Below are 18,127 nucleotides of genomic sequence, written 5' to 3'. Positions count from 1 at the left end.
GGCCGACGGGAAGCAACTGTTAACCACTCGCTCTCTATTGCTCAGCAGACATTTCAGCGTGAGTCTTGAGCATGGAATCCAAGCGTTTTCCTCGGGTCAGTTCATTGAAGGCAGCGTCGCCCGATGACCCTGGGGTGAAGCGTTTCACGGGTGTGGACAACAAGGCGGACAGCCAGCGGGCGAGAGCAGCAGGAGCCGGCCCTTCCCCATCCCCTGTCGATCTCGGCGGCAACGAAAGCCCTGCCTGGCAAGACTATTTCTTCCTGGCGCCCAATGTGCGGTTTACGCGCACGCCGGACTATGAAGCCAGCACGCGCCGTCCGCGGGACGAGGCGATTGCCGTCGAGCAAAGCGAATCACCAGTACCGCAGGCACCTGGCCAATCCACCGCGGCTGGGACGTCTTCATCGGTGCCAATACCAAGCCGAAACCTTTCTTCGGGCGCCGCCAGGCCGCCCGTCGGCAACAGAGCCGTGGTGCAACCGGCCCCGGCGCCGGTTCCGTCAGGGCATGCCGGCGAAAAGGCGCGGGCCGCCGCTACGCCTGCGGGCCACAGGATGACTGCGGCGGCGCGGGCATCCGCACCGGCAGCGTCCGCCCAAGCAGCGACAGCCCCGGTCAAGACGACGGGGCGCGAAAATGTGCGCTGGCCCTATCTGTCGGATCACGTCTTTTTCGAGATCATGGCGCCCTATTTGGTCGAAGGCCCGTCACCCGCGCCTCGGGCCGTTTCGGTTGCACGCACGACCGCGCCTGTGGTCACCGAGCGGATCGACAACCGCCCCGCGCCAACGGCCGATCCGACCGCGTTGTTCCGTGTCATCGAATGCCTTCCCGGGTCGCCAGCTCCGTCCGCCGTGCCGGATGTCCGTCCGGCCAACTCCAACCAGGCCGCGGTTCAGCCGGCGGCGAACCGCGTGCCGCAGCAAGCCCGGGCTCCGGCCGCAATTCCCGCCGTCGCAAGCAATGCCGTTCCGGCACTGGTCACGCAAAGTTTGGAGCAAGCCGTACCGGCTCCGGCTGCGCGCGCATCGTCGCGAGCGCCACTGGTCGGCAGGATCGTGCCGACCGCGACGGGCGAGACGTACGAACTCCCCTCAGAAGAATTGTTGCAGCAGCCGCCGGAGGGACAAGGCTTCTACATGTCGCAGGAGCGGCTCGAGCAGAATGCCGATCTTCTGGAAAGCGTGCTCGAGGATTTCGGCGTGCGCGGCGAGATCATCCATGTTCGCCCCGGTCCGGTCGTCACTCTCTATGAATTCGAGCCGGCGCCGGGCGTCAAATCCTCCCGCGTTATCGGTCTCGCCGACGACATCGCCCGCTCCATGTCGGCGATCTCGGCGCGCGTCGCCGTCGTGCCGGGCCGCAACGTCATCGGCATCGAGCTTCCGAACGAGGCGCGCGAAACCGTCTATTTCCGCGAGCTGATCGAATCGGAGGGCTTCCGCAAGACCGGCTGCAAGCTGGCGCTCTGCCTCGGCAAGACGATCGGCGGTGAGCCTGTCATCGCCGAACTGGCAAAGATGCCCCACTTGCTCGTTGCCGGCACCACCGGTTCCGGCAAGTCGGTTGCCATCAACACGATGATCCTGTCGCTGCTCTACCGGCTGAAGCCGGAGGAATGCCGGCTGATCATGGTCGATCCCAAGATGCTCGAACTCTCCGTCTATGACGGCATCCCGCATCTTCTGACCCCGGTCGTCACCGATCCAAAAAAGGCCGTTACCGCGCTCAAATGGGCGGTGCGCGAGATGGAGGACCGCTATCGCAAGATGGCGCGGCTCGGCGTGCGCAATATCGACGGCTACAATCAGCGCGCCGCCGCTGCCCGCGAAAACGGCGAGACGGTCGTCATGACCGTGCAGGCGGGCTTCGAAAAAGGCACCGGCGAGCCGCTCTTCGAGCAGCAGGAAATCGACCTCGCGCCAATGCCTTACATCGTCGTCATCGTCGACGAGATGGCCGACCTGATGATGGTCGCCGGCAAGGAGATCGAAGGCGCCATCCAGCGCCTGGCGCAGATGGCGCGCGCGGCCGGCATCCACCTGATCATGGCGACGCAGCGCCCCTCGGTCGATGTCATCACGGGCACGATCAAGGCCAACTTCCCGACCCGGATTTCTTTCCAGGTCACCTCCAAGATCGACAGCCGCACCATCCTTGGCGAGCAGGGCGCCGAGCAGCTGCTCGGCCAGGGCGACATGCTGCACATGATGGGCGGCGGGCGCATCGCCCGCGTGCACGGCCCCTTCGTCTCCGACGTGGAGGTCGAGCATGTCGTGGCGCATCTGAAGGCGCAGGGTCGCCCCGAATACCTGGAAACCGTGACGGCCGACGCGGATGAAGAAGAAGACGAAGGCGATGAGGGCGCGGTCTTCGACAAGGGCGCCGTTGCGGCGGAGGACGGCGATTCCAGCTATGACGAGGCGGTCAAGGTGGTGTTGCGCGACAAGAAGTGTTCGACGTCCTACATTCAGCGTCGCCTCGGCATCGGCTATAACCGCGCCGCGTCCCTGGTCGAGCGCATGGAGAAGGAGGGTCTGGTCGGTGCACCAAACCATGTCGGCAAGCGCGAGATCATCATGGGCCGGCGCCCGCCGGTAACCGCAGCTGAGGATGACGGCACGGATTGACCGGGCCTCTTGATCCGCAGCGCATGAAAAAGGCCGGTTGCCCGGCCTTTTTTCGTGTCGGATGTAAGCTCGCTCAGCCGATTTTCTGGCCGGTCTTGGCCCAGTCGGCGAGGAAGGCGGCAAGGCCCTTGTCAGTCAGCGGGTGGTTGACCAGCGCCTTCAGTGTCGCGGGCGGCGCGGTGACGATATCGGCGCCGATGAGCGCCGCCTGCTTGACGTGGTTCACGGTGCGCACGGAAGCCGTCAGGATCTCGGTCTGGAAATCGTAATTGTCGTAGATCTGACGGATCTCCTGGATCACTTCCATGCCGTCCGAGCCGGTATCGTCGATCCGGCCGACGAAGGGCGAGATGAAGGAGGCGCCTGCCTTGGCGGCGAGCAGCGCCTGGTTGGCCGAGAAGCACAGCGTGACATTGACCATGCGGTTCATCTGGGTGCGGATCGTCTTGCAGGCCTTCAATCCATCCAGCGTCAACGGCACCTTGATGGCGACATTCGGCGCGATCTTGGCCAGCACCTCGGCCTCCGCCATCATCTGCTTGTATTCGGTCGCCACGACCTCCGCGGAGACCGGGCCTTCGACGATGTCGCAGATCTGCTTGGTAACCTCGGAGATCTTGCCGCCCGATTTGAGAATCAGAGAAGGATTGGTGGTGACGCCATCGAGCAGCCCCAGATCGATCAGTTCGCGGATTTCCTTGATGTCGGCTGTGTCGGCAAAAAATTTCATGGCGGTCTCCTGACGATTTCGTCGTGCTTGGGAAGGCGCGTTCAGCGTTGCCCTTTGATCTAGAGCAAAGTCGGGGCAAGGTCACGCCTCATGATCGAAGATTCGCCCTTTGTCGCAGCCGCACCGGTGCTGGTGCCGATGCCGGCCGAACGCCCCTACACCTATGCCGTGCCCGCCGGCATGCGGGTGGTGCCGGGCTCGATCGTACGCGTGCCGCTCGGGCCTCGCCAGGTCGCCGGCATCGTCTGGGACGGCGCGGTCGAGACGGTAGACGCGAAAAAGCTGCGCCCGATTGAACAGGTCTTCGATTGCCCGCCGATCGATCGGGCGATGCGCCGTTTCGTCGACTGGGTGGCGCAGTATACGCTGTCGGCGCCGGGCATGGTGGCGCGCATGCTGCTGAGGGCGCCGGAGGCCTTCGATCCGGAACCGTGGATCGAGGGATTGCAGCGAACCGCGGCCGTTCCGGACCGGATGACGGATGCGCGGGCCCGCGTGCTGGAGACGGCCGAGGGCGGACTGGCCTGGACGCGATCCGGCCTTGCCCATGCGGCCGGCGTGTCGTCGACGGTAATCGAGGGGCTGAAGGCGCAAGGCGTGTTCGAAACGGTGATGATCCCGCCGCGGCCCGTGGTGGCGGAGCCTGACCCAGCCTACGCCGCGCCGGAATTGATGCCCGACCAGAACGAAGCCGCACGGCTGCTGCGCGCCAATGTCGCGGGCGGCGGCTTCAACGTCGCACTGCTCGACGGCGTCACCGGTTCGGGCAAGACGGAGGTTTATTTCGAGGCGGTGGCGGCGGCACTGGACCGCGCCAAGCAGGTGCTGATCCTGCTGCCCGAAATCGCATTGACCCACGCTTTCCTCGAACGTTTTCAGCAGCGTTTTGGCGCCAAGCCCGCCGAATGGCACTCCGACCTGCCGCCGAGGATGCGCGAACGCGTCTGGCGGCAGGTGGCGGAAGGCGGCGTGCGGGTTGTGGCCGGCGCGCGCTCGGCGCTGTTCCTGCCGTTCAAGGAGCTTGGCCTGATCGTCGTCGACGAGGAGCACGACCCCGCCTACAAGCAGGAAGACCGCGTCTTCTACAATGCCCGCGACATGGCTGTCGTGCGCGGCCATATAGGTGGCTTCCCCGTGGTGCTGGCATCGGCGACGCCATCGGTCGAGAGTCGCGTCAATGCCAGCCAGGGCCGCTACGCCAGGGCGGTGCTGTCCGCCCGCTTCGCCGAGGCGGCACTTCCCGATCTGAAAGCGATCGACATGCGCCGCGCGCCGCCGGCGCGCGGCGGCTTCCTGTCGCCGGTGCTGCTCGACCACATGCGCCGGACGATGGAGAAGAGGGAACAATCGCTCTTGTTCCTCAACCGGCGCGGCTATGCGCCGCTGACGCTGTGCCGCGTCTGCGGCCATCGCTTTGGTTGCCCGGTCTGCTCGGCCTGGCTCGTCGAGCACCGCTTTCGCGGCCAACTGGTCTGCCACCATTGCGGGCACAATGAGCGCCGTCCGGAAGCCTGTCCGGAATGCGGCACGCTCGATCATCTGGTCGCCTGCGGGCCGGGCGTCGAGCGCATCGCCGAGGAAGTCGTCACGCATTTCCCGAATGCGCGCACCATCGTTTTGTCGTCGGATCTGATGGGCGGCGTGCGGCGGCTGCGGCTGGAGCTGGAAGCCATCGCCAATGGCGAGGCCGATATCGTCATCGGCACGCAACTCGTCGCCAAGGGCCACAATTTCCCGAACATGACCTTGGTTGGTGTCGTCGATGCCGATCTCGGCCTTGCCAATGGCGATCCGCGCGCCGCCGAGCGCACCTTCCAGCTGCTTAGCCAGGTGACCGGCCGCGCCGGGCGCACCGGCAAGAAGAGCCTCGGCCTGTTGCAGACCTTCCAGCCCGACCATCCGGTGATGCGGGCGATCGTCTCCGGCGATGCCGACGCGTTCTACGAGCGCGAGATTTCCGAGCGCGAGCGGGCGGCTCTGCCACCCTTCGGCCGGCTGGCCGGCGTCATCGTCAGCGCGGTGACGCGGGCGGAAGCCGAGGGCCATGCACGCGGCCTGCGCCGTGCCGCGCCCGAGGCATCCGACCTGTTCGTGCTCGGGCCGGCCGAAGCGCCGCTGTCGCTGCTCGGCGGCCGTCACCGTTTCCGCCTGCTGATCCAGGGCGAGCGCCGCGCCGACATGCAAAGGTTTATCCGGACCATGCTCGCCAACGGGCCGAAGCAGCGCGGCTCGGTCCGGGTGCAGGTCGACATCGATCCGCAGAGCTTTTTGTAAGGTCGCTCAGCGTTCGCGCGGATTGCTGGTCGTGTCCTTCAGTTCGGGACGTTGCCTAAACTCTTCAGGATAGAGTCGACGGGCGTCCTCGATCGATATCACTATGGCCACGGGGCGTCCCCGCTTGGTGATTGTTGTCGGGCTGCCTTTGCTGGCTTCAGCGACCACGGCGCACAGTTCGCTGCGTGCTTTGCTGCTGGATTTTGTTTTCATCGAGTAGCCCTCAACATCGCCTTGGACTGTATCATAAGTCGCTGCAAGGAAAGGAAACCGTTTTGAAAACCCTTGGCCTTCTGGGCGGCATGAGCTGGGAATCGACGGCGATCTATTATCGCCTGCTCAACGATCTCGTGAGGCAGCGTCTCGGCGGGCTGCATTCGGCGAAATTGCTGCTGTGGTCCTTCGACTTCGCCGAGATCGCCGAGCTGCAGCATCACGGGGACTGGGACGGCGCCGGCGCGCTTCTGGTCGATGCCGCGCGCAAGCTCGAGTCAGCTGGCGCGGAAGGCCTGCTTTTGTGCACCAACACCATGCACAAGCTCGCCGACCAGGTGCAGGCCTCGGTATCGGTCCCGCTGACCCACATCGCCGACGCCACCGCAGCCGCTGTCAAGGCAGCCGGCATGCGGCGCCCGGCGCTGCTGGCAACACGGTTCACCATGGAGCAGGATTTCTACAAGCGCCGGCTTGCCGACACATATGGATTGCAGCCGATCGTGCCGGACCAGGCAGGACGCGACATGGTCCATCGCATCATCTATGACGAGCTCTGCCAGGGCATCGTCACCGAGCCATCGAAAACCGCCTATATCGCCGAGATCAACCGCCTGCGGCGCGATGAAAATGTCGACAGCGTGATCATGGGCTGCACCGAAATCACGATGTTGATCGGCCAGCAGGATTTCGACATTCCGGTCTTCGACACGACGCGCATCCATGCTGAAGCGGCGGTCGCCTTCGCGCTCTCCTGATGCGTTTGGCCTAAAGTGCCGGCCGCCATCTGGCGCGCGGCTTTTCCTCCGCTAGAATGCCCGCGATTTCAGAGCGGCATTTACGAGGGGACACTATGGATTTTGCGTTTCCATGGCCGGTGAGCCAGGGCGAATGGCTGGCCTGGTCGAGCGCCGTCGTCACGGTGCTGCTCGGCCTGGTGCTTTTCCTGGCGCCGGGGCTTGCCTTCCGCATTCTGCGCTTGCAGGTCAAGCCGGAGAAGGCGGCGGCGATCGCCGAAGGGCGCGGCCGCATGTCGGGCTTCTATCTCGGCGTCGGCCTGTGCTGCATCCTGCTGGCGCAGCCGCTGATCTACATGGCGCTCGGCTTCTCCTGGCTGTTCACCGCCTTCGGCCGGTTGCTGTCGATGATGTCGGATGGCGCCAACACGCCCTTCAACTGGGTTTCCATCGTCGTGGAACTGGCGCTGGCGGCGTTGCCGCTTGCCTTTGCCTTCGGCTTCCTGCCCTGAATCCGCAGGCAATCCAGGGACTTTGTCCCCGGATGCGACAATAGTGCCTGAAAACCATGCGGAACGACGCATTGCGGTCTTAAAAGGCCTGTGCTAGACGGCAATCGACTTTCGGCCGGGGATAGCGGAAGCCGCGCCTCCGTGCTTGAAAAAATGCAGTAAGGTCAAAGATTTAGCCAGAGTTTTCGCTCGCGCCAACAATCTGCGGCCTGTCAGACAAGAGAAAAGACGGTCCGTGGCCCAATCGTCATCGCCAATCTCAGGTGTCGCAGAACGCTATGCGGGTTCGCTGTTCGAACTGGCATCGCAGGCGAATTCCGTCGCCAAGGTCGAAGCCGACCTCAACAGTTTCGAGGCGATGCTCGCGGGCAGCGCCGACTTGACCCGGCTGATCAACAGCCCGGTGTTCTCCAGCGAGGACCAGGCCAAGGCCATCGCGGCGATCGCCGACAAGGCCGGGATCACCGGCCTGACCGGCAATTTCCTGCGCGTCGTCGCCAAGAACCGCCGGCTGTTCGCCGTGCCCGGCATGATCACGGCATTCCGCCAGATCGCCGCCGAGCATCGTGGCGAGACGACCGCCGAGGTAACATCGGCTCACCAATTGAGCGCTGCCCAGCAGACTGAACTCAAGGCGGCGCTGAAGAGCGTTGCCGGCAAGGACGTTTCCATCTCCGTCACCGTCGATCCGTCGCTGCTCGGCGGTCTGGTGGTCAGGATGGGCTCGCGCCAGATCGATACGTCGCTCAAAACCAAACTCAATTCGCTCAAGCTTGCACTGAAAGAGGTCGGCTGATGGACATCCGCGCCGCGGAAATTTCCGCAATTCTGAAAGACCAGATCAAGAATTTCGGCAAGGAGGCCGAGGTCTCCGAAGTCGGACAGGTGCTGTCCGTCGGTGACGGTATCGCCCGCGTCTACGGCCTCGACAATGTCCAGGCCGGCGAGATGGTCGAATTCCCCGGCGGCATCCGCGGCATGGCGCTCAATCTCGAAGCCGACAATGTCGGCGTCGTCATCTTCGGCGCCGACCGCGACATCAAGGAAGGCGACACCGTCAAGCGCACCGGCGCCATCGTCGACGTTCCGGTCGGTCCTGGCCTGCTCGGCCGCGTCGTCGACGCGCTCGGCAACCCGATCGACGGCAAGGGCCCGATCAAGGCGACCGAACGCAAGCGCGTCGACGTCAAGGCGCCCGGCATCATTCCGCGCAAGTCGGTGCATGAGCCGATGTCGACGGGCCTCAAGGCCATCGACGCGCTGATCCCGGTTGGCCGCGGCCAGCGCGAGCTGGTCATCGGCGATCGCCAGACCGGCAAGACCGCCATCATCCTCGACACGATGCTCAACCAGAAATCGGTGCACGACAACGGCCCCGAGAAGGAAAAGCTCTACTGCGTCTACGTCGCCGTCGGCCAGAAGCGCTCGACCGTGGCCCAGTTCGTCAAGGTGCTGGAAGAGCGCGGCGCGCTCGAATATTCGATCATCGTCGCCGCCACCGCTTCCGATCCGGCGCCGATGCAGTTCCTGGCGCCGTTCGCCGGCTGCACCATGGGCGAGTATTTCCGCGACAACGGCATGCATGCGCTGATCAGCTACGACGATCTGTCGAAGCAGGCCGTCGCCTATCGCCAGATGTCGCTGCTGTTGCGCCGCCCGCCGGGCCGCGAAGCCTATCCGGGCGACGTTTTCTACCTGCACTCGCGCCTGCTCGAGCGCGCCGCCAAGCTCAATGACGACATGGGCAACGGTTCGCTGACGGCGTTGCCGGTCATCGAAACCCAAGCCAACGACGTGTCGGCCTATATCCCGACCAACGTGATCTCGATCACCGACGGCCAGATCTTCCTCGAAACCAACCTGTTCTTCCAGGGCATCCGTCCAGCCGTCAATGTCGGCCTGTCGGTGTCGCGCGTCGGCTCCTCGGCGCAGATCAAGGCGATGAAGCAGGTTGCCGGCTCGATCAAGGGCGAGCTCGCGCAGTACCGCGAAATGGCGGCCTTCGCGCAGTTCGGCTCGGATCTCGATGCCGCCACGCAGCGCCTGCTCAACCGCGGTTCGCGCCTGACCGAGCTCCTGAAGCAGCCGCAGTTCTCGCCACTGAAGACGGAAGAGCAGGTCGCGGTGATCTTCGCCGGCGTCAACGGCTATCTTGACAAGCTGCCGGTCAACCAGGTCGGCAAGTTCGAGCATGGCCTGCTCAGCCACATGCGTTCGGCCGGCAAGGACGTCCTCGACGCCATCCGCAAGGAAAAGGCGCTGTCGGACGATCTGCGCGGCAAGCTGAAGGCCGAGATCGACGCTTTCGCCAAGACCTTCGCCTGAGCGAAGCGCCAGTCCGGATGAGACAAGACGGGATCAGGTTTGAAGCATGCCTTCATTAAAAGACCTTCGTAACCGTATCGCCTCGGTCAAGGCGACGCAGAAGATCACCAAGGCGATGCAGATGGTCGCCGCGGCGAAGCTGCGCCGTGCACAGGAGGCCGCGGAAGCGGCGCGCCCCTATTCGGAGCGCATGGGTTCCGTGCTGGCCAACATCACCCAGGCAATCGGCGGTGGCGGCGATGCCCCGGCGCTGATGACCGGCACCGGCAAGGACGACGTGCACCTGCTTGTTGTCTGCACGGCCGAGCGCGGCCTGTGCGGCGGCTTCAATTCGCAGATCGCCCGTCTTGCCCGTGACCACATCCGCAGGCTCCTGGCCGACGGCAAGCAGGTCAAGATCATCTGCGTCGGCAAGAAGGGTTTCGATATCCTGCGCCGCGACTATGCGTCGATGATCCTCGACCGGATCGACCTGCGCGAGGTCAAGACGCTCGGCTTCGTCAATGCCGACACGATCGCCCGCAAGGTCATCCACCTGTTCAACGAGGGCGGCTTCGACATCTGCACGCTGTTCTATTCGCAGTTCAAGTCGGTGATCAGCCAGGTTCCGACCGCGCAGCAGATCATTCCGGCCGCTGCTTCGTCAGCTCCGGCCGAGGCTGCTGACGGCGCCAGCGCCGTCTACGAATACGAACCCGAGCCGGGTGAAATCCTGTCCGAGCTCATTCCGCGCAACATCGCGGTGCAGATTTTCCGCGCGCTGCTCGAAAACGCGGCTGGCGAAATGGGCGCCAAGATGAGCGCGATGGACAACGCCACGCGCAACGCCGGCGAGATGATCAACAAGCTGTCGATCACCTACAACCGCCAGCGCCAGGCGCAGATCACCAAGGAACTGATCGAAATCATTTCGGGCGCCGAGGCGCTCTAGGCACGGTTTCCCGGGGTCAACGACCTCGATCCGACCGCGCGAGAAACAAAGGACGAAAAGGGTAAAGACGATGGCGAAAGCAGCGACCCCCAAGACGGCGGCTCCCAAGGCAGCAGCCCCGGCCAAGGCGGCACCGGCAAAGGCTCCGGCCGCAGCAGCTAAGGCGGCTCCGGCCAAGAAAGCGGCAGCGCCGACCAGGGCCGCCGCGGTAAAAACCCCGGCCGTGGCCAGCAAAGCCACCGGCATCGTCGGCAAGGTCCGGCAGGTCATCGGCGCCGTGGTCGACGTGCAGTTCGGCGATCACCTGCCGCCGATCCTGAATGCGCTCGAGACCACCAATGTCGGCAACCGCCTGGTTCTCGAAGTTGCCCAGCATCTGGGTGAAAACACCGTGCGCTGCATCGCCATGGATTCCACCGAAGGCCTGGTGCGCGGCCAGGAAGTGCGCGACACCGGCGGCCCGATCGCCGTGCCGGTCGGTCCGGGCATGCTCGGCCGCATCATCAACGTCATCGGCGAGCCGGTCGACGAAGCAGGCCCGGTCGACGCGGTCGAGTTGCGCTCGATCCACCAGCCGGCCCCGGCCTATATCGAACAATCGACGGAAGCACAGATCCTGATCACCGGTATCAAGGTGCTCGACCTGCTCGCACCTTACGCCAAGGGCGGCAAGATCGGCCTGTTCGGCGGCGCCGGCGTCGGCAAGACGGTGCTGATCCAGGAACTGATCAACAACATCGCCAAGGCGCACGGCGGCTATTCGGTGTTCGCCGGCGTCGGCGAGCGCACTCGCGAGGGCAACGACCTCTATCACGAGTTCATCGAATCCGGCGTCAACAAGAAGGGCGGCGGCGAAGGCTCCAAGGCGGCGCTGGTCTATGGCCAGATGAACGAACCGCCGGGCGCGCGTGCCCGCGTCGGCCTGACCGGCCTGACGGTCGCCGAATATTTCCGCGATCAGGGCCAGGACGTGCTGTTCTTCGTCGATAACATCTTCCGCTTCACGCAGGCCGGTTCGGAAGTGTCGGCGCTGCTTGGCCGTATCCCGTCGGCCGTGGGCTACCAGCCCACGCTCGCCACCGACATGGGCGCCCTGCAGGAACGCATCACCACCACCACCAAGGGCTCGATCACCTCGGTGCAGGCCATCTACGTGCCGGCCGACGACTTGACCGACCCGGCGCCGGCGACCTCGTTCGCCCACCTTGATGCGACGACGACGCTCAACCGCTCGATCGCCGAAAAGGGCATCTATCCGGCCGTCGATCCGCTGGACTCGACCTCGCGCATGCTCGACCCGCTGGTGGTCGGCGAAGAGCATTATGCCGTCGCGCGCCAGGTGCAGTCGATCCTCCAGCGCTACAAGTCGCTGCAGGACATCATCGCCATCCTGGGCATGGACGAGTTGTCGGAAGAGGACAAGCAGACGGTGGCTCGCGCCCGCAAGATCGAGCGCTTCCTGTCGCAACCCTTCTTCGTCGCCGAAGTGTTCACCGGCGCGCCGGGCAAGCTGGTCGACCTCGCCGACACCATCAAGGGCTTCAAGGGCCTCTGCAACGGTGACTACGACCACCTGCCGGAAGCCGCCTTCTACATGGTCGGCGGCATCGAGGAAGCGGTCGAGAAGGCACAGCGTCTCGCGGCTGAAGCGGCTTAATCAAGGGAATAGGGAGTAGTCAGTAGTCGGTAGTGAATGGCAGGCAGGTGACCGGGCGCAATTGCCCTTTCCCCTACTTCCCTACTCACTATTCCCTACTCGCTAAATTGATCATGGCAGAAGCTTTCAAGTTCGAACTGGTCTCGCCGGAGCGCCTGCTGGTTTCCGCAGAGGTCGAGGCAGTCGTTATTCCGGGTGCGGAAGGCGAGATGACCGTGATGGCGCATCACGCACCGGTCATGACCACGATCAAGCCGGGCGTCGTCACGGTGAAGGCTGCATCGGGCGGTGAAGAGCGTTACGTCGTCTTCGGCGGTTTCGCCGACATCGTTCCGGCCGGCTGCACGCTGCTGGCGGAATCGGCTGTCGCGGTGAAGGATGTCGACCGCGCCGATCTCGCGCGCCGCATCCAGGAAGCCAGGGAAGACGCCGCCGACGCTAAGGACGACCGGTCGCGCACGAAGGCCGAACAATTCCTCAGCCAGCTCACCACGCTGGAAGGCGCCATCCTGCCGGCTTGAGGCTGGCACCAGTACTCGACGGAAAAGCGGGGCCTTGCCTCGCTTTTTTGTTTTTAAATGCCCAATGCCGCGAAGGCCTGAGCCGGTCCGCCACGGCGCAACTGCTCGAGATGGACGGCCGCAAGGCCCATCAATCCTGGCCGCTCAGGCGCCCCGGTCGCGAAGCCGGCGAGATCGAACACTGCCGCGACGGTTTCGGCAGCGGGCAGATTCCGGTCAATGATCGCCGTCATCGGCATGTCGAGCGGGTCGGTAAAATGGCCGTCGGGCAGGGATTTGCCGCGCGCTTCGCAGGCGGCGATCCAGGCGGCAACCGCCAGCATGAGATGTCCGGGCGCGGCGCCTGAATGGAGGCGCTCGATCGCGGAGGCCATGATGCGCTGCGGCAGTTTCTGGCTGCCGTCATTGGCGATCTGCGCGGTGCGGTGGGCAAGTGCTGTATTGGAGAAACGCTGGGCAAGCTCTGCCGTATAGCTCGCGGTATCCAGCCCGGCATCGGTGGGCAGCGTCGGGATTGCCTCGGCCCACAGCGCATCGACAAAGCGCCTGATCGCCGGATCGGCGAAGGCGCGGTCGACGGTGGCGTGTCCGCTGAGCAGGCCGAGATAGGCAATGGCCGAATGCGCACCGTTGAGCAGTCTCAGCTTCATGTCCTCGAAGGGCCTGACATCCCCGACCATGGTGACGCCGAACTTTTCCCAGGCCGGGCGGCCTGCCGGAAAATTGTCCTCGACCACCCACTGGCGGAACGGCTCGGTCATGACCGGCCAGGCGTCGTCGACGCCGAGCTCGAGAGCGATCCGCGCCCGGTCGGCATCGGTCGTGGCCGGCACGATGCGATCGACCATGCTCGAGGGAAACGCGACCTCGTCGGCGATATGGCCGGCAAGCCTGGTAGCGCCCTTCTCACCGAGGCTGGCATCGCGCAGCGCGGCGAATTCCACCAGCAGCCTGTGCAAGGTCGCCCCGTTGGCAGGCAGGTTGTCGCAGCAGAGCACGGTGAAGGGCTGCAAGCCGGCCGCGCGACGGCGTGCAAGCGCCTCGGCCAGAAAACCGTGCGCGGTCTTCGGCAGATGCGGGTTCGCCAGATCGTGGGCGATGTCAGGGTGGGCTGCGTCGAGCCCGCCGCCGGCGGCTCGCAGATAGGCTTTCTCGGTGATGGTCAGCGTCACGATGCGGGTGCGCGGATCGGTCAGCGCGGCCAGCACGGCGGCGGGATCTTCCGGCGCCACCAGCATCGCGCCGATGGAGCCGATGACATGAAGACTTTCCTCGCCCCCGCTGCGGATCGCCAGCGTGTAGAGCCCGTCCTGCGGCGCAAGCGCATCGCGCGTGTCGGCACTGCGCAGCGACACGCCGACGATGCCCCAATCCGTCTCTCCGGCAGCCAGGCAATCGTCGACATAGGCTGCCTGGTGGGCGCGATGAAAGGCGCCGACCCCCAGATGCACGATGCCTTGCGTGACCGATGCGCGATCAAAACGCGGCACGGCGATCCTGGCCGGCAACGTCGCGATCGTATCCTTCGAAAGACGCCTGTTCATTGCTGTGCGAAGTCCCCGATTGGCCTTTGGGAGCCGCCCCGTAGGGTCGGCGAAGGAAAACGGCAGCGGCGTAACATCCACTGCCGTCCGGCACAATGGCCGGTTCCCGGGTCAAAGTCATCATACAACAATCTATTTTTTGTATGTTGACATTATTTCCTTGCGACCCTACCGATAACGCCTCATGGGAGGATCACCGTGGCAGTGACAGATGCGGATTTGCTGCTTAGCACCGACGCGCGTCCACGCTCGCTCGCCCGCACCGGATGCTGACCGAAATGGCCAAGATTGAGCAGGGATGACGGGCTGGTGATGCGCCGGCTCTGAGCCGGCGCCTTGATTTTTGAAAAAGGGAGGAAAGTCATGTTGCATTTTTCGAAATTGACGGCGGCTACATTCGCGTTCGGCTCGCTGCTGATTGGCATCGCCAACGCGCAAACCGTGCTGCGGTCGGCCGACACGCACCCCGACGGCTATCCGACGGTCGAGGCGGTGAAATACATGGGCGAGTTGATCAAGCAGCGCACCGATGGCCGCTATTCGGTCGAGGTCTATCATTCGGCGCAGCTCGGCGAGGAGAAGGACACGATCGAGCAGACCCAGACCGGCGTCATCGACCTCAACCGTGTCTCGATGGGGCCGTTCAACGGCATCGTGCCGGAAACCGCGGTGCCGTCGCTGCCCTACATATTCCGCTCGGTCGAACATATGCGCCATGTCATGGACGGGCCGATCGGCGACGACATACTGAAAGCCTTCGAGGCACATGACCTGGTCGGTCTGGCCTTCTACGATTCCGGCGCGCGCTCCTTCTACAACACCAAGAAGGACATCGCCTCGATCGCCGATCTGAAGGGCATGAAATTCCGCGTCATCCAGTCGGACGTGTTCGTCGACATGGTCAACGCACTGGGCGCCAACGCCACGCCAATGGCTTATGGCGAAGTCTATTCGGCACTTGAGACCGGCGTCATCGACGGCGCGGAAAACAACTGGCCGAGCTTCGAATCCGCCAAGCACTATGAGGTCGCCAAGCACTACACGCTCGACCAGCACCAGATCGTTCCGGAAGTGCTGGTGATGGCGAAGGCGAGCTGGGACAAGCTCTCGCCGGAAGACCAGACGATCGTGCGCCAGGCGGCCAAGGACAGCGTCGTCAAGATGCGCGAACTGTGGGACGCGCAGGAGAAGAAATCCCGCGACATCGTCGAAAAGGCAGGCGTCAAGGTCAGCGAGATCGACAAGCAGCCGCTGATCGACGCGATGAAGCCGGTCTACGACAAATACCTGTCGACGCCGGCGCTGAAGGACCTCGCCGCCCGCGTCCAGGCAACCAAGTGAAGTCGGCCGCGGGGCGGGCAATGCACGCCGTCCCGCGCCTTCGTGACCGGCCGGCGATCGGGAGGATCAGATGGCGACAATGACAAGCAGCGCGGCGCCGCCACGGTTCAGCGTCGTGCTTTCGAGGATCTGCGACGGGGCACTCTACCTGGCCGGCATCGGCTTGGTCGCCATGACCGCGCTCGTCGCCTATCAGGTCTTCTTCCGCTTCGTGCTCAATTCGTCGCCGAGCTGGACCGAAACCAGCGCCATCATGCTGATGAACTGGTTCATCTTCCTCGGCGCCGCCGTCGGCGTGCGGGAGAACTACCATATGGGGTTCGACGTGCTGCTTTATGTCCTGCCGAAAGGCAGCAAAGGAGCGTTGCGCACGCTGTCCGACCTGATCGTGCTCGGCTTCGGATTCGGCATGGTCTGGTACGGCTGCAAGCTTGTCGGCCTGACCTGGCACACCATCATCCCGGCGCTCGAGCTGCCGGGCGGCTTCGACTATCTGCCGCTGGTCGCCGGCGGCGTGCTGATCTGCCTGTTCTCGGCCGAGCGCATCGCGCTGCGCTGGTCGGGCGTCGATATCGACAAGGACATCAATCTCGAGGACGTGCCGGAGATGCCGGCGGTGCAGGAGGCCTAGATGGAGCTCTGGATCCTGTTCGGCGTCTTCACGCTGCTGATGTTCGGCGGCACGCCGATCGCGTTCTGCCTCGGTGCGGCCTCCTTCGCCACCGTGCTCTATCTCGGCCTGCCGCCCCTGGTCGTGTTCCAGCAAATGAAGTCGGGCATGAGCGCGTTCTCCCTGATGGCGATCCCGTTCTTCATCTATGCCGGCGATCTGATGGTGCGCGGCGGCATCGCGCAGCGCATCGTTTCCTTTGCCGGCTCCCTGGTCGGCCATGTCCGAGGCGGTCTCGGCCAGGTCAACATCATCGCCGGCACGCTGTTCGGCGGCATTTCCGGCTCGGCCGTGGCCGAGGCCGCGGCCGTCGGCGGGCTGATGATCCCGCAGATGAAGGCACGCGGCTATGGCGCCGACTATGCCGTCAACGTCACCTCGATGGCGGCGCTGATCGCGCTGCTTTTGCCGCCATCGCAGAACATGATCATCTATTCGATCGCCGGGGGCGGCAAGATTTCGATCGCCGACCTGTTCACCGCCGGCATACTACCGGGCCTTTTGTTCGCCGCCTCGCTGATGGTCACCGCCTATTTCGTCGCCCGCAGCCGCGGCTATCCGGTCGAGGCCTTCCCCGGTTTTTCGCGTGTCGGGCAGCTGGCGCTCATCGCTATTCCGGGACTGCTCCTGATCGGCATCATCTTTGGCGGCGTCCGCTCCGGAATCTTCACAGCGACGGAGAGTTCGTGCATCGCCATTCTCTACGCCTTGCTTGTTACCGTCCTCGTTTACCGTTCGATGGGCTGGAGCGATTTCGTCCACGCCACCAAGGGCGCCGTGCGCACCACTTCGATGGTGCTGTTGATCATCGGTACGGCGGCTTCTTTCAGCTGGCTGATGGCCTATCTCAAAGTGCCGGTGCTGCTGATCGCCGGCATGAATGCGATCTCCACCGATCCGCTCGTCGTGCTGCTGCTGCTCAATGTCCTGATGCTGGTGCTCGGCACCTTCATGGACATGGGACCGATGATCATCATCTGCACGCCGATCTTCCTGCCGCTGGTCACGCATTATGGCGTGGATCCCGTGCATTTCGGCGTCATCACCATCCTCAATCTCGGCATCGGGCTGAACACGCCGCCGGTCGGCACGGTGCAGTTCGTCGCCTGCGCCGTCGGCAAGATCACGGTCTGGGAAGCGATGCGCTCGATCTGGCCGTTCTATGGCGCCGGTATCGTGGTTCTCGGGCTGGTGACGTATATTCCGGCCATCTCGCTCTGGTTGCCGAGCGTGTTCAAATAGAGGACGACATGGCATTGGATAGCGCAACCGACCTCAGGGTCGAGAGAAAACCCAAACTGTCGGAGACCGTCGTCGCGGCAATCCGCAGGCAGCTTCAGGCCGGCGAGATCCTGCCCGGCCACAAACTGCCGACCGAGGGCCAGCTGACCGAAACCTTCGGCGTCAGCCGCACCGTCATCCGCGAAGCCCTGGCCAAGCTCGCCGCCGATGGCCTGGTCGAGCCGCGGCAGGGCGCCGGCGTCTTCGTCACAGAGCACATCTCGACGATGTTCGGCGCGCTCGCGGCCGATATGGGCAGCAAGGATTCGATCGCACTCAACGTGCTCGAAGTGCGGCTCGCCATCGAGATCGAATCGGCCGGGCTCGCCGCTATCCGCCGCAACGCGGCCCAGGAAGCGGCGATCCAGGAAGCCTTCTTCGAGTTCGAGCGGCTGTTGCTCGCCAGCGAGCCGACCGGTCCGGCCGATCTCGCCTTCCATCGCGCCATCGCCAGCGCCACCAATAACCCGTTCTATGTCGAGATGCTCGACGTGCTCGGCCGGCGCGCCATTCCGTGCGATGTGACCTCGCCCTGGTCGACCGAGCTTGTGCAGTCCGACAGCTATCAGCGCGGGCTGCAGCGTGAGCACCTGGTGATCCTGAACGCGATCACATCGGGCGATGCCGAAGCCGCGCGCGAGGCGATGCGCACGCACCTCTCGGCCAGCCAGCAGCGCTATCGCGAGCGCCTGCATGCGCGGCAGGTCTATTATTCCGACTCGGTCAAGGCGGCCGGCGGCGAATGATCCATCTCAAGT

16 protein-coding genes are annotated in these 18,127 nt (G+C 64.3%); 13 read left to right on the top strand and 3 right to left on the bottom strand.

Annotated features, from left to right (window positions below; genetic code table 11):
- Positions 1 to 71: 71 nt before the first annotated feature.
- Positions 72 to 2,633: a DNA translocase FtsK gene (locus tag FJ490_RS08075; RefSeq protein ID WP_140654863.1), complete on the top strand. Its 2,562-nt coding sequence runs from the start codon at positions 72 to 74 to the stop codon at positions 2,631 to 2,633.
- Positions 2,634 to 2,706: 73 nt separating this feature from the next.
- Here FJ490_RS08075 and fsa read toward each other — a convergent pair whose 3' ends face one another.
- Complete coding sequence (gene fsa, locus FJ490_RS08070; protein ID WP_140518241.1) at positions 2,707 to 3,363, bottom strand: fructose-6-phosphate aldolase; 657 nt, start codon at positions 3,361 to 3,363, stop codon at positions 2,707 to 2,709.
- 90 nt (positions 3,364 to 3,453) lie between these two features.
- Here fsa and FJ490_RS08065 point away from each other — a divergent pair, with 90 nt between their 5' ends.
- The gene (locus tag FJ490_RS08065) at positions 3,454 to 5,637 is read left to right on the top strand and encodes a primosomal protein N' (protein ID WP_140649923.1); all 2,184 of its coding nucleotides are present in this window, start codon (positions 3,454 to 3,456) and stop codon (positions 5,635 to 5,637) included.
- 6 nt (positions 5,638 to 5,643) lie between these two features.
- Here the strand turns inward: FJ490_RS08065 and FJ490_RS08060 are convergent, their stop codons facing one another.
- Positions 5,644 to 5,850: a type II toxin-antitoxin system prevent-host-death family antitoxin gene (locus tag FJ490_RS08060; RefSeq protein WP_140492958.1), complete on the bottom strand. Its 207-nt coding sequence runs from the start codon at positions 5,848 to 5,850 to the stop codon at positions 5,644 to 5,646.
- 62 nt (positions 5,851 to 5,912) lie between these two features.
- On the opposite strand from FJ490_RS08060, the gene FJ490_RS08055 reads away from it, so the two are divergent.
- The 7 genes from FJ490_RS08055 (at position 5,913) to FJ490_RS08025 (ending at position 12,533) form a co-directional block, all read left to right on the top strand.
- The gene (locus FJ490_RS08055; protein ID WP_140628116.1) at positions 5,913 to 6,608 is read left to right on the top strand and encodes an aspartate/glutamate racemase family protein; all 696 of its coding nucleotides are present in this window, start codon (positions 5,913 to 5,915) and stop codon (positions 6,606 to 6,608) included.
- Between the two features lie 95 nt (positions 6,609 to 6,703).
- Positions 6,704 to 7,099 (top strand): DUF4345 family protein, encoded by a 396-nt coding sequence (locus FJ490_RS08050; RefSeq protein ID WP_140518245.1) that lies wholly within the window; start codon positions 6,704 to 6,706, stop codon positions 7,097 to 7,099.
- 235 nt (positions 7,100 to 7,334) lie between these two features.
- Positions 7,335 to 7,895: a F0F1 ATP synthase subunit delta gene (locus FJ490_RS08045; RefSeq protein ID WP_140729420.1), complete on the top strand. Its 561-nt coding sequence runs from the start codon at positions 7,335 to 7,337 to the stop codon at positions 7,893 to 7,895.
- Positions 7,895 to 9,424 carry a F0F1 ATP synthase subunit alpha gene (gene atpA / locus FJ490_RS08040; protein ID WP_140492971.1) on the top strand — a complete coding sequence of 510 codons (1,530 nt, stop codon included), beginning with the start codon at positions 7,895 to 7,897 and terminating at the stop codon, positions 9,422 to 9,424. Before FJ490_RS08045 ends, atpA begins: the two co-directional genes overlap by 1 nt.
- Before the next feature lie 46 nt (positions 9,425 to 9,470).
- Positions 9,471 to 10,355, top strand: coding sequence for a F0F1 ATP synthase subunit gamma (locus FJ490_RS08035; RefSeq protein ID WP_140492974.1), 885 nt, complete (start codon positions 9,471 to 9,473; stop codon positions 10,353 to 10,355).
- Positions 10,356 to 10,425: 70 nt separating this feature from the next.
- Entirely contained in the window at positions 10,426 to 12,012 is a 1,587-nt protein-coding gene (gene atpD / locus FJ490_RS08030; protein ID WP_181165201.1) for a F0F1 ATP synthase subunit beta, read from the top strand.
- 113 nt (positions 12,013 to 12,125) lie between these two features.
- Positions 12,126 to 12,533, top strand: coding sequence for a F0F1 ATP synthase subunit epsilon (locus tag FJ490_RS08025; RefSeq protein WP_140492977.1), 408 nt, complete (start codon positions 12,126 to 12,128; stop codon positions 12,531 to 12,533).
- 53 nt (positions 12,534 to 12,586) lie between these two features.
- Here FJ490_RS08025 and FJ490_RS08020 read toward each other — a convergent pair whose 3' ends face one another.
- Positions 12,587 to 14,077, bottom strand: coding sequence for a mannitol dehydrogenase family protein (locus FJ490_RS08020; RefSeq protein ID WP_140729419.1), 1,491 nt, complete (start codon positions 14,075 to 14,077; stop codon positions 12,587 to 12,589).
- A gap of 363 nt (positions 14,078 to 14,440) precedes the next feature.
- On the opposite strand from FJ490_RS08020, the gene FJ490_RS08015 reads away from it, so the two are divergent.
- The 4 genes from FJ490_RS08015 to FJ490_RS08000 all read left to right on the top strand — a co-directional run bounded on the left by FJ490_RS08015 (position 14,441) and on the right by FJ490_RS08000 (position 18,115).
- Positions 14,441 to 15,418 carry a TRAP transporter substrate-binding protein gene (locus tag FJ490_RS08015; RefSeq protein ID WP_140560744.1) on the top strand — a complete coding sequence of 326 codons (978 nt, stop codon included), beginning with the start codon at positions 14,441 to 14,443 and terminating at the stop codon, positions 15,416 to 15,418.
- A gap of 79 nt (positions 15,419 to 15,497) precedes the next feature.
- A complete protein-coding gene (locus FJ490_RS08010; RefSeq protein WP_140493500.1) occupies positions 15,498 to 16,049 on the top strand; it encodes a TRAP transporter small permease in 552 nt (183 codons plus the stop codon).
- Positions 16,050 to 17,330, top strand: a complete 1,281-nt coding sequence (locus FJ490_RS08005) for a TRAP transporter large permease (protein ID WP_140560745.1) — start codon at positions 16,050 to 16,052, stop codon at positions 17,328 to 17,330.
- Positions 17,331 to 17,338: 8 nt separating this feature from the next.
- On the top strand, positions 17,339 to 18,115 hold the full coding sequence (locus tag FJ490_RS08000) for a FadR/GntR family transcriptional regulator (protein WP_140518248.1): 777 nt from the start codon (positions 17,339 to 17,341) through the stop codon (positions 18,113 to 18,115).
- The last annotated feature ends 12 nt before the right edge of the window (positions 18,116 to 18,127 follow it).

It is taken from the genome of Mesorhizobium sp. B2-5-11 (assembly GCF_006440835.1).
Taxonomy (GTDB): domain Bacteria; phylum Pseudomonadota; class Alphaproteobacteria; order Rhizobiales; family Rhizobiaceae; genus Mesorhizobium.
Note: the sequence above shows the minus strand (reverse complement) of the source record. Positions and strands in the feature narration are given on the sequence as shown.